Raw genomic sequence first — 11,979 nt, 5'->3', positions numbered from 1 at the left:
ATCAAAAACGCAATCTAAAGATCATGCACACATCCTTTACAGCTGTCTAGTTACTTATATCTGGGCTTAGACTCTTTAGGATTGTCCTAGTCAATGCTGCACGGCATATTCCTAAAATAACCTAGGGCTGAGTAACCAGTTGAAGTCTTGATTTACATCAATATAGGCCATTCAATAAAAGATATGATTTTTTGTATTTTAGAGCATTAGCATGTGTATTTGAGATAAACACAACCCCATGACTCATACATGTAGTTTTTTAACTTATTGATTAGGGATATCAGATGATTGCTGTACTACTCCTGTTGACTTCAATTGTCAGGGTTGCGGTGTTGTGCTTTGCGACACAACGGTTTTTTCTGGTACTCAATTTAGTTTCATCAAGTACCAACTTAGGAATATTCAATATACAGATAAATACCGATGCAAAGACAATCTCTTTCTCAGCTATTTCGACACCTATCGGAACATCATTACCATGAAAAAACAGATACAGACCACTGCCAGTAATAAAACTACATTATCAGAACAAGAACTAAAATTACTAGATGCCTATTGGCGTGCTTGCAATTATTTGGCAGCTGGCATGATTTATTTACAAGACAATCCTTTGTTACGCAGACCTCTTGAAATAGGAGATATAAAAAAGCGCCTGTTAGGGCATTGGGGTTCCAGCCCAGGCTTATCTTTTATGTATGTGCATATGACCAGACTCATTAATAAGTACGACTTGAATGCTATATTTTTAGCAGGGCCAGGGCATGGTGCACCAGGGGTGATTGCGCCAGTGTATCTTGAAGGCACGTATTCAGAGGTTTATCCGGATGTAGAGCAGGATTTACAAGGCATGAAACACTTGTTCAAACAGTTCTCTTTTCCTGGGGGTATTGGAAGCCATTGCACTCCTGAGTTGCCCGGTTCGATCCATGAAGGGGGAGAACTGGGTTACAGTATTTCTCACGCATTTGGCGCTGCTTTTGATAACCCAGATTTAATTGTCACAGTAGCAGTAGGTGATGGAGAGGCTGAAACAGGCCCACTAGCCACCTCTTGGCATTCCAGTAAGTTTTTAAACCCCATTAGAGATGGTGCAGTATTACCGATATTGCATCTGAATGGTTATAAGATTAATAACCCTACATTGTTATCTCGTATTCCGCATAAAGAATTAGAAGCCTTGTTTATTGGTTATGGTTGGAAACCTTACTTTGTAGAGGGAGATGACCCCATCACGATGCATAAACAAATGGCTGACGTTATGGAAACGTGTTTACGTGAGATACGTCAGATACAGCAAAGAGCTCGTCAGTCGGGCATCGCACATCGTGCGCATTGGCCACTCATCATATTGCGTTCACCCAAAGGCTGGACTGGACCAAAAGAAGTGGATGGCAATAAAATAGAGGGATTTTGGCGGGCCCATCAAGTCCCTTTAACTAATGTTAAAAATAGCCCTGAACAGCTAGAAATACTAGAAAAATGGCTTCGCAGCTATAAACCTGAAGAGTTGTTTGATGATCAAGGAAGATTAGTCTCTGAGTTGCGACAATTAGCACCCAAGGGTATCCACCGTATGAGCGCTAACCCTCATGCCAACGGTGGTTTACTAAAAAGAAATCTGCGCATGCCTGATTTCAGACATTATGCCAATGATGTGAAACAACCGGCCAAGTCATTTGCTATGAATACCCAACCGCTAGGTGAAATGCTTCGTGACATTATGGCCCGCAACAATACAAACTTTCGGGTGTTTGGACCTGATGAGAATTCATCTAATAAACTAGATGCAATTTACGAAGTCAGTAAAAAATTGTGGTTATGTGATTATTTGCCAGAAGATGACAATGGTGGGCAATTAAGTACTGATGGTAGAGTCTTAGAAATGTTATCGGAACATACCCTTGAGGGGTGGTTTGAAGGATACGTTTTGACTGGTCGTCACGGATTTTTTGCTACATACGAAGCGTTTGTGCATGTTATTGATTCCATGTTTAATCAACATGCAAAGTGGCTGGCTATAAGTGAAAAGTTACCTTGGCGTGCACCTATAGCTTCGATTAATTTATTGATCACTTCTACCGTTTGGCGTCAAGATCACAATGGCTTCACCCATCAAGATCCAGGTTTTCTTGATTTGGTAGTCAATAAAAGCCCACAAGTTACCAGAATTTATCTGCCACCTGATGTTAATTGTCTTTTATCTACCGCTGACCATTGTTTACGAAGTCACGATGATATTAACGTTATTGTCTGTGACAAACAGTCTCATATGCAGTACCTCGACATGGAAAGTGCAATTAAGCACTGTACTAAAGGAATTGGTATTTGGTCATGGGCAAGCAATGATCAAGGGGTTGAACCAGACGTTGTGATGGTTGGTTGTGGTGACATTCCTACCAAAGAAGCATTAGCGGCCACCGCATTGCTAAGAGAGGAATTTCCCGAGCTTAAAATACGCTTCATTAACGTCATTGATTTGTTTCGGATGACACAGGATTCAGAACATCCTCATGGTTTATCTGACAGTGATTTTGATAGTTTGTTTACCCTGGATAAGCCGATTATTTTTAATTTCCATGGTTATCCTTGGTTAATACACCGTTTAGCTTATCGCAGGACTAATCACCATAATCTGCATGTTCGAGGTTACGTTGAGCAGGGTAATATTAACACTCCGATGGAGCTTGCGATTGATAATCGTATTGACCGATATAGCCTAGCCATTGATGTTATTAATCGTGTACCTAAGTTAAAAGTAGCTGGTGCACACGCTAAACAACTTTTTAAAGACTGCCAAATTGAATGCAAACTCTATGCTCATGAACATGGAGTAGACAGTCCCGAAATCACCAATTGGGTGTGGCCATATGATTAAGATATTGCCTAATAAGTCGGTTTCAATATTATTAGCACAAAAAAGTCATATTAAAAATTCTGTATACAAACGATAACGTTAATTGACAGTATTTTTGGTGGCTTGGGTCTGTTCTTATTAGCAATAGGAATGATGACATATGGCTTAAATCTAGGTACAACTATGACAGGGTGGTTAGTCGCTCTGCTGGGATTCAAGTTCGATATTCAGGTATCAGGTGTTGCAGTAATAAAAGATATTTTTAATATCAACTTTTGGCAGCCGATTTTCAATAATGGATTTAGTGTGATCCATACTGACATCTTACGTTACGACAACTGCAACCTATGCATTATTATGATTATTTATTACTTTAAAATTTGTCTTTAATTTCTACCAAGCTCTTCATGAGATGTTACCCAGTCTAAAGATGAAATCGCTGATGCCAGAGATATTTCACCTGCAAGTGCAACAGAGGCCACTATCTCAGCAAACTTCAATGCGTTTCCTGGGCCATAACATTGCAATATTTCAAGGCATTCTTTTTGGGTGCCAAGGCCAGTACCGCCACCACAGGTTGCGATGATTAAAGAGGGCAAGGTTATCGAGAGGTACAAGTCTCCAGCCTCGGTTATTTCTGAATAAATAATCCCAGATGATGATTCAGATACGTTAGCCGCATCCTGGCCGGTCGCAATAAACATAGCTGCAATACCGTTTGCAGAATGTAACCCGGTGTTGTTGGCACCGGCTAAAAATGCGCCCACAGATGCGACTCTCTGATGCTGTGCTATCTGTTTTGGTTCCACTCTCATGACTTCCATTAAATCATCCCGCTTGATGGTAACTTCGGCCGTGACCCTTTTTCCTCGGGTATTTAATATGTTAATAAAAGACGATTTTTTATCAGTTGCCATATTTGATTCAAGGAAAAAATTAATTATTTTCGTGTTTTTTACATTAGCATAGTGCTCAAGTATCCAACCACAGGCCACATAGGTTGCACGTCCCACCATGTTCTGTCCCGCTGCATCACCTGTGGTAAAATTAAACCTCAAAAACGCAAATTTGTTGGATTTGTATTGTTCAATATTACGTAGTTTTAAAAAAGGATCTGTTGCCTCCGCTTGACGTCGTATTTCATCAATATTATCTGCCACCCAACTTCCAAAATCTCTGGCTTTTCTTGCATCATCAAATACAAAAACAGGGGCGCGTTGCATTGCATCATCCACCACTGTTGCTTTTACGCCTCCTGATTTATTCAGAAGTTTCATCCCTCGATTATACGAAGCCACCAGCGTGCCTTCGGTTGTAGCCATTGGAATAAGAAACTCTCCTGTAGCGTGTTCACCATTGACTTTAATAGGTCCTGCTATACCAACAGGTACTTGGGCAATACCACAAAAATGTTCAATATTTCCCCGAAAAGACTCTAGATCCACATCAATGTTAAATAACTTTGTGGGCGTCACTCCTGTTACCTCTGATACATAATTTTGTCGTGCTTGTACCATGTCTAGATGTAAGTCATTTTCTATACTGCGAGGAATATCATGCAAAGCTGGAGTTGGAAGTGACATTTTATCTTTTAAGGTTAAGTTAATTTCGCCAAAAGGATGGGTATCAAGGGTGATATGAATATTGAAGTTTTTTGACTCTGAAACGAAAATGCCCTCAACAAAGACATGTAAGATTGCGCCAAGTGGAAATTCAACACCTTGGTTGTGTTTAAGAGTATCTAGACTTGTTTTTTGCTCTGAATTCAGCGCAACCATTATTTTGTTGTTATCAACTCTTTGATCATTAATAGAAAGGTGTAATACCTGATTAAAGTGTGCACTTTTAATCCGGTTTTTTAATGAAAAACACAATCCATTTTGAGTCTCTTTTAAACTGCCAAGGGTATATAGCTGTTTCAACATTGAGGTTGGGACAAACATAACAAATCTCTATCAAGCAGGAATTGCTCTATTTATCCATGTAATCTAACGATGTATATTGATGAATATCAAATAAATCATTTTTTATAGGTTTTTTCGAGTAAAGCTTCATAGCCTGCAACTAGGTCAAATAACTCTTCGTCGATACCCGTTTGTCGCTGATACCTAAAATTTTGGTTTAACCCATCTAATAATTCTTCAATATTTTTTTCGGCTCGTAGCATTGCCTCTAAACGGCTGGCATTTTCACTAGCCAAAGACTCTGCACAGGCTTTGTAGATAGATACAAACAAATATTCGCTGATCAATGCCTTAAACGTGGTTTCTTTACTATTAAGAAGTTCGGGTAAACTTTTAGTAGGCCATTGGGTCAACAAAAGTTCGTCCTTCCAGTTTTGATCAAAAGGCAGCGGTTTTTGGAAAGTTGCAGTATAAGTTGCCTTGGATGTGGGCGTATTGTGAAAAACAAATATTTGCCCTATATCATTTTTTTCTCTCTGGGATTCTATTTCTAATATGAGTTCACCCACAAGTTCAGATATGGTGTCTAAGGTGCCAGGAAGTCGATAACTTTTCCCTGTATTCATATTTGCTGTTGATAATAGAGGCTGTATTCGCTCACCAATTGCCCAAACGAGCTTTTTCTGAGGATAACTTTGCATGGTTTCAATTAAAAATTCAGCCAACAGATTATTGAACTGGCCAACGAGCCCTTGGTCGGAGCCAAATGCAATAACACCAATATTTTTATGATTGTCATTTACCCCATAGCGCCCGTCATAGCCTGCTGTATTGGTTTGATGAAAACACACATTTAGCCCCAATGTCACCGCTTGATAATAGTCAGCGAGGGAATTAACTGCATTTTCATATTGGGTGATATTAACTGCGGCCATTGCTTTCATGGTACGCACTACCGACTGTAAATCGCTGGCGCTGGTTATTTTGTGTTGTAGGTTTGCCAGTGAATTACTCATGTTTATCTGGTGTCTCACTTGGTTTATTAAAAACACTTTGTGTAGAATTTTTTTCTAATCCGCTGTCTGTATCCTCAACTGCAACCTTTTTTATAAAAGGCGCTAATGTTTTCTTGGCGATGTTGATGACTAACTGTTTGTCTTCATCAGTTATATTCTGGGCATTTTCTAGGCATGTTATTAACGTCTCTGGCATGCTTTTGGTTGCGGCGCGTAAACTAGCTTGGGCTTTTGGCATTTCACTCAGAGGCACTGCATCAAATAACCGCTGGCCAAGCACTAACAACAAGGTTATTTGTTCAGCTACGGTTAATGGATCTGATTCAGATTGACTAAAATAGGCTCGAATATGTCGGCCATGGTCTATTGTACTAAGTGTATCGTCATCCAGTCGTGCCCCAAATCGGGCGAAATTTTCGAGCTCTTCAAACTGTGCGTAAGCCAGTTTTAAATCACTCGCTACCTTTCTATAAGCGTCACGCTGTGCTTTACCGCCCACTCGTGATACTGACTTGCCAACGTCTACTGCTGGCAGTACACCCAAATCGTACAAAGTGGGCGACAAATATATTTGTCCATCGGTAATCGAGATCAGATTTGTTGGAATATAGGCCGACATATTCTGTCCTTCTGTCTCAATAATAGGTAACGCTGTCAAAGAGCCACCAGAATTGTCCTTGTTCAAATGAGTAGAGCGTTCAAGTAACCTTGAGTGAAGATAAAAAATATCGCCAGGAAAGGCTTCTCTTCCAGGTGGACGCCGCAGCAGCAATGACAGTTCACGATAAGAGCGTGCATGTTGAGTCAGATCGTCATACACAATCAACACATCTTCACCGGCTTCCATAAAGTATTCGGCTACACTTGTGGCGGCGTAAGGCGCAATATAATCAAGGCCAGGTGGATCATTACCTTCAGTCACCACCACAACGGTATAATCCATCCCATGGTTATTTTTTAAAACTGCCAATGTTTTTGCAACCGAAGAGGCTTTTTGCCCTATTGCGCAATAAACACATATGACATTTTTTCCTTTCTGATTCAGGATTGTATCAATGGCAATCGCCGTTTTACCTGTTTGCCTATCTCCGAGTATTAGTTCGCGCTGTCCTCGGCCTATTGGCAAAAGCGCATCAATAACCTTAATACCAGTTTGCAATGGTTCAGTGACAGGAGAGCGCTTTATAATGGCGGAGGCAGAGCGTTCAATGGGTAGTCTTTGTGTCAATGCTGGCGGTGGATTACCATCCAGAGGCCTACCTAGAGGGTCGATAACTCGGCCAAGTAATTCTGACCCAACAGCTATATCCATCACTCGTCCTGTGCGTTTAACGTCATCACCTACATTTAAACGCCAAGCATCGCCAAGCATCACGACACCTATTTCATCTTCATCAAGATTGAAGGCAATACCGTACAAGTCGTTACCAAAATTTAAGAGTTCGTCAAAACCAACATTTGGTAGCCCGCTTACTAACGCTATACCCGTTGATACACTGGTTACTGTCCCCACTTCTTGTGTGTTTAAATCTGCCTTGACCTTTAATCGCCCTTGTTTCAATGAGCTGTATAAAGAGTTCAACGTTGATTTCATGTTTCTTGATTGTGGGATTGTCATGCTGAATCTTTAGTAGTGTGCATTCGGCTGTTTAATTGTGCAGTTCTGTTATTTAATGTTTCACGCTGCTCAGTTAACAATTGATTAATAAATGTTTGTAGGACTTTTAGATAATCTTCACTATTCCACGAAATTTTCCATGCATTTGAGCGAAGTTCAATACCACTAATAAGTGCAACTTTAACTTCCTGTTTTAGTTGATATTGTCTATCGGTATTAGCCAATGTAAGTTTTTTTAATATGTCGTCTATTGCTTCTAATTGAGCTTGTGTAAGTTCAAATGCGCTGTATAAAACCATCTCAGTGTTGTCTGCTTCGAGAGTTTTATTCAGGTTGGTTTTTTCGTCAGGACTCAGGTTCTTTAAATGTTTACAAAAACACTCAAACATCTTTTGTTCGAGTTCAACATCAGCAAGATCTGCAAGCACTTTACGTGCTATTTCATATATTTCTTGTAACGTTTTTAAAGCAATATCATTTTGATAATGTTGTAGTTCTTTATCTAATGCTAAAAAACGACTGTGACTTATTTCATCTGCTTTTTTATGAGCTTGGAACACTATCTGCTCACTTTGGTCATTCGCCGTTTTTGTGGCGACTTTTAGCAATTCATCGCGATTTGTATCGATTTCAGCATTCTTTTGCTCAAGCAAATTACGCTGTGATTCAACATCTGATTTTATCGTGTCAGCGTCACTCAATACTTTTGCAACCTGACTCTCTCTGGCATCTATTGCTTTCAATATAGGGCCATAAAGATAGCGCTTTAATAACCACACTAACAACAGGAAGTTGAGTGTTTGTGCACTCACTGTAAACCAATCTATGGTCATGATTTAGTAGCCACTTTGTGTAATGAAGTAATTCCAAAAAGGATTGCTAAATAACAGGATCATGGTCACTACAAAACAATAAATGGCAGTCGATTCAATCATTGCCAAACCAACAAACAAGGTTCGCGTTATGGTTGATGAAGCGTCAGGCTGTTGTGCCAACGCAGTCATTGCATTGGCCACAGCCCTACCTTCAGCAAACGCCGGCCCGATAGCACCAAAACAGATAGTGACACCTCCTGTGATGATCGACACAATGGCAATAATAGTCAGGCTATCCATATTTATTTCTCCTCGGATGGTTTGGTTAGTGGGGTGTTTTTAAGTGTGTGTTTTTGTATATGAGATTGAGTATTGTTAACACTTGTTGCAGCCGCGATATAAACACTTGCCAGAATAAAAAATATGTACGCTTGCACCATGCCGGTTAATAAACCTAGGGCTGTCATAACGATGGGAAAAATGAATGGTGCAATGAGCATCATTATTGCTATGACCATGGTGCCACTCATTATATTCCCGAACAGTCGTACCGCTAATGCAAAGGTTCTGGATATTTCACCAATAATGTTAAACGGCAACATTATGACGGTAGGTTTGGCATAGGATGCAAGGTAGTCCTTTACCCCCCGCTTTTTAATTCCGTAATAAGGTACGGCAATAAACACACATAATGCTAGAGACAAAGTCGTAGACAGTGAGCCGGTGGGAGGCTCGTATCCTGGTAAAATAGTTAACAGGTTAGCTAGGGCTACGAATAAAAATAATGTTCCGAGGAAACCTATGTATTGCCTAGGGTAGGTTAGGCCAACACTGGAAATTTGTTTTTCAATACCCAACACAATAGTTTCCAGAGCATTTTGCCAGCGAGTGCGTTTATCGTGGTGTGTTAATGCCTGTGCAAGGACATTTGCACTGATGAAAAAAATCAGCATCAAACACCAAGTAAATACTATGGTTGCGTTGAGTTTGATAAATCCTAATTGCCAATACACAATTTCATCAGGGCTAAGTTGCATCTTTAAATCTCCCTTTGGTTTGGTTGTGATTACATCTTAGGTCAATCAATAATTTGATTGCAGGCCTAGCAATAATAAAACCTATGAGGCTAATGACTAATGGTTGCCAGTTTCCATCTGCGATAAAATAGAAGCCAAACAAACATGTGCCAATTCTGATGAAAAAACCTGTTACAAACCACAGAACTGGTCGTTCTGATGTCAGTCCCCTGGAGACCGTCCACCACAAACTCAAAAAGAATACGCACCCTAATGAAAATCCAAATATTAGGGTGATACACAGTTCTATAGGTGAATAGAGTATTTCTGTTAAGGCGTTAATCATTATGTTGCTCTCTTTTTTGTTCTTGTTTTTGTTCTTGTTTTTGTTCTATTCGTTGCTGATTGTCTTCTTCATTTTCCTCACGCATGGCTTGATCTTCTTTACTCAGCCAATTCCATGCGGTGAAACAGCCTAATGTCAGGCCGGCAACAATCAGTGATAAGGTCCACGAATGCTCAATTTTGTAATGTTTATCTAGCCATATGCCTAGGGTGGCGCCTAATATTGTTGGTAAAGCAATCGACCATCCAATTAACCCCATCATGCCTAATCCAAACCAAGCGCTGGTACCAGAATGTCGTTGTGCCTTAAGTTTTCGTTTCGCCTTATTGTCAATTTTCTCAGCTAATACTAATTTCCGATTTTCTGTTGTTTTCACATCAGTTTCGGGGTTGTTAGGCTTCATACTCATCTTGCGCCTGTTGAAAATTCAGTTAAACGCTGTAAAAAACTACTTTCTAATTTATCCATGGCAAAACGTATTTCTTGTTGTTTCTCATCCAGCGTTAAAAACTCTGCCTTTATCGCTTCTCTAAGCTGGCTAAGACCAATACCTTGAATGGCTTGTCGAACAGAAACTAAAACATCATTGCCTTTTTTGACCACTATTCCTTGATCGATAGCGATATATATTTCTTTTCCAGATTCGATTTCGTAGGTGAGTATTCCTGGTGCCAAAGCAGCTGTGCAGTCACGTCTGTTAGGCAAGATCCCGTATGAACCCTCTAAAGTTTCCACTATTACCCGCAATACATTTTTATGCTTGGCAAAAACTTTATTTGGAAGCAATATATCTAAGTTCATTCACTGGACCCCAGAGCTGGATGTTTGTTTTTCCGCAGCTATTTTTTCATTTTTTATATTTTTATCGTCTAGTTTTGCCTCGTTGATTGCACCAATCATGTACAAGGACTTTTCTGGATAGTGATTAAATTCACCTTTCAAAATACGTTCACATCCATCCAGAGATTGCTCTAAGGTGACAAACTTTCCCTCGGCAGAACTAAATTGTGCGGTGGTGAAAAATGGCTGTGTAAAAAAACGCTCTAAGCGCCTAGCGCGTTTTACGATGTCTCTGTCTTGAATAGATAGCTGTTCAAGACCTAACATGGCAATAATGTCTTTCAGCTCATCGTATTGTGCAAATACCTGTTTAATCTGATGGGCTAGGGCAAAATGCCGCTCACCAACTATACTAGCAGTGGTCATTTTGGAGTTCGATTGCAGCGGGTCGACTGCAGGGTAAAGCCCTTCACTTGCACGTTTTCGAGATAACACCAATGAAGCAGATAAGTGAGAAAATGTATGCACTGCTGCAGGATCAGTAAAGTCGTCAGCGGGCACATAAACCGCTTGTATGGAAGTGATAGCACCATTTTTTGTATTCGCTATGCGTTCTTCAAGGGCAGATAATTCAGTACCTAAAGTAGGCTGATAGCCCATCCTAGAAGGCATTTGTCCCATTAATCCTGACACCTCAGAGCCGGCCTGAATAAATCGAAATATATTGTCAATTAAAAGTAATACATCACGATGTTCCTCATCACGAAAATATTCAGCCATAGTCAGCGCACAATGACCTATTCTGAATCTGCTTCCCGGGGGTTCATTCATTTGCCCGAATAACATCACCATGTTTTCTAATACACCCGCTTGTGCCATCTCACGATATAATTCTTCACCTTCTCTACAGCGTTCTCCTATGCCACAAAATATACTGACACCCTTGTGATGGCCTATCATGTTGTGGATCATTTCAGTTAGCAGCACTGTTTTTCCTACTCCTGCGCCGCCAAATAATCCAGCTTTACCTCCACGCTCAATGGGAGCCAAAACGTCGACGATTTTTATGCCGGTAGTAAAGATCTCAGAGCTTGTTGAACGATCAACCAGCGGAGGTGGAGCTTGGTGTACATTTTTCCAACGCACACCTTCAGGCATGGAACCACCATCTATAGGATTTCCAAACACATCAAACATACGGGATAAAATATTTTTGCCGATTGGCGCTGCAAGAGGACTTCCTGATGCTTTAACTACCATACCTCGGGCTAAACCTTGAGTGGGTGTTAGAGCGATAGCCCGAACTTTGTTTATACTCAGTTGTGCCATTACCTCCAGAACAATTTTTTTATCAGTGGCATAAAGTATGTCGTGGATATGCGGTAAATTTTTGGCAAACTTAACATCCACCACGCTGCCTCGTACCGAAATTACTGTGCCAACATGAGTCCCAATATCTTCATTTTGCATGGATTAGCTCACTATATATGAAGCAGTATTTTGCAGAATTGGAAGTGTTGGTATTTGACCTTGATCAAGATAACTATCCATATCATTTAAAATTCAGGTTTTGAGGTGGTGTGGCTATGCTGGTTTATCTTTGGTGGGTCTTATAGTTGATGTAGATCAA

Annotated in this window: 11 protein-coding genes; 1 reads left to right on the top strand and 10 read right to left on the bottom strand. The window is 40.3% G+C overall.

All coding sequences use genetic code 11. From position 1 onward, the window contains the following. Nucleotides 1-478: 478 nt before the first annotated feature. Nucleotides 479-2,875, top strand: a complete 2,397-nt coding sequence (locus CXF95_RS10345) for a phosphoketolase (RefSeq protein ID WP_101198574.1) — start codon at nt 479-481, stop codon at nt 2,873-2,875. A gap of 365 nt (nt 2,876-3,240) precedes the next feature. Here the strand turns inward: CXF95_RS10345 and CXF95_RS10335 are convergent, their stop codons facing one another. From CXF95_RS10335 to atpD, 10 genes are all read right to left on the bottom strand, one after another. After that, nucleotides 3,241-4,797, bottom strand: a complete 1,557-nt coding sequence (locus CXF95_RS10335; protein WP_101198572.1) for a hydroxymethylglutaryl-CoA reductase — start codon at nt 4,795-4,797, stop codon at nt 3,241-3,243. 77 nt (nt 4,798-4,874) lie between these two features. Further along, on the bottom strand, nt 4,875-5,774 hold the full coding sequence (locus CXF95_RS10330; RefSeq protein WP_101198571.1) for a F0F1 ATP synthase subunit gamma: 900 nt from the start codon (nt 5,772-5,774) through the stop codon (nt 4,875-4,877). After that, a complete protein-coding gene (locus tag CXF95_RS10325; RefSeq protein WP_101198570.1) occupies nt 5,767-7,392 on the bottom strand; it encodes an alternate F1F0 ATPase, F1 subunit alpha in 1,626 nt (541 codons plus the stop codon). The genes CXF95_RS10330 and CXF95_RS10325 overlap by 8 nt, the downstream gene beginning before the upstream one ends. Next, on the bottom strand, nt 7,389-8,225 hold the full coding sequence (locus tag CXF95_RS10320; protein ID WP_101198569.1) for a hypothetical protein: 837 nt from the start codon (nt 8,223-8,225) through the stop codon (nt 7,389-7,391). The genes CXF95_RS10325 and CXF95_RS10320 overlap by 4 nt, the downstream gene beginning before the upstream one ends. A gap of 3 nt (nt 8,226-8,228) precedes the next feature. After that, entirely contained in the window at nt 8,229-8,507 is a 279-nt protein-coding gene (locus tag CXF95_RS10315; protein WP_101198568.1) for a F0F1 ATP synthase subunit C, read from the bottom strand. A 2-nt stretch (nt 8,508-8,509) separates the two neighbouring features. Continuing rightward, on the bottom strand, nt 8,510-9,244 hold the full coding sequence (locus CXF95_RS10310; RefSeq protein WP_101198567.1) for a F0F1 ATP synthase subunit A: 735 nt from the start codon (nt 9,242-9,244) through the stop codon (nt 8,510-8,512). Continuing rightward, nucleotides 9,234-9,569: an ATP synthase subunit I gene (locus CXF95_RS31425; RefSeq protein WP_101198566.1), complete on the bottom strand. Its 336-nt coding sequence runs from the start codon at nt 9,567-9,569 to the stop codon at nt 9,234-9,236. The genes CXF95_RS10310 and CXF95_RS31425 overlap by 11 nt, the downstream gene beginning before the upstream one ends. Continuing rightward, on the bottom strand, nt 9,562-9,972 hold the full coding sequence (locus tag CXF95_RS10300; RefSeq protein WP_198556550.1) for an AtpZ/AtpI family protein: 411 nt from the start codon (nt 9,970-9,972) through the stop codon (nt 9,562-9,564). Before CXF95_RS10300 ends, CXF95_RS31425 begins: the two co-directional genes overlap by 8 nt. A 2-nt stretch (nt 9,973-9,974) precedes the next feature. Next, nucleotides 9,975-10,370: a F0F1 ATP synthase subunit epsilon gene (locus CXF95_RS10295; RefSeq protein ID WP_101198564.1), complete on the bottom strand. Its 396-nt coding sequence runs from the start codon at nt 10,368-10,370 to the stop codon at nt 9,975-9,977. Then, nucleotides 10,371-11,819, bottom strand: coding sequence for a F0F1 ATP synthase subunit beta (atpD, locus tag CXF95_RS10290; RefSeq protein ID WP_101198563.1), 1,449 nt, complete (start codon nt 11,817-11,819; stop codon nt 10,371-10,373). Nucleotides 11,820-11,979 lie beyond the last annotated feature (160 nt).

Source organism: Paraglaciecola sp. MB-3u-78 (assembly GCF_002835935.1).
Classification (GTDB): Bacteria; Pseudomonadota; Gammaproteobacteria; order Enterobacterales; family Alteromonadaceae; genus Paraglaciecola.
This window is presented reverse-complemented; position numbering and strand designations above follow the sequence as displayed.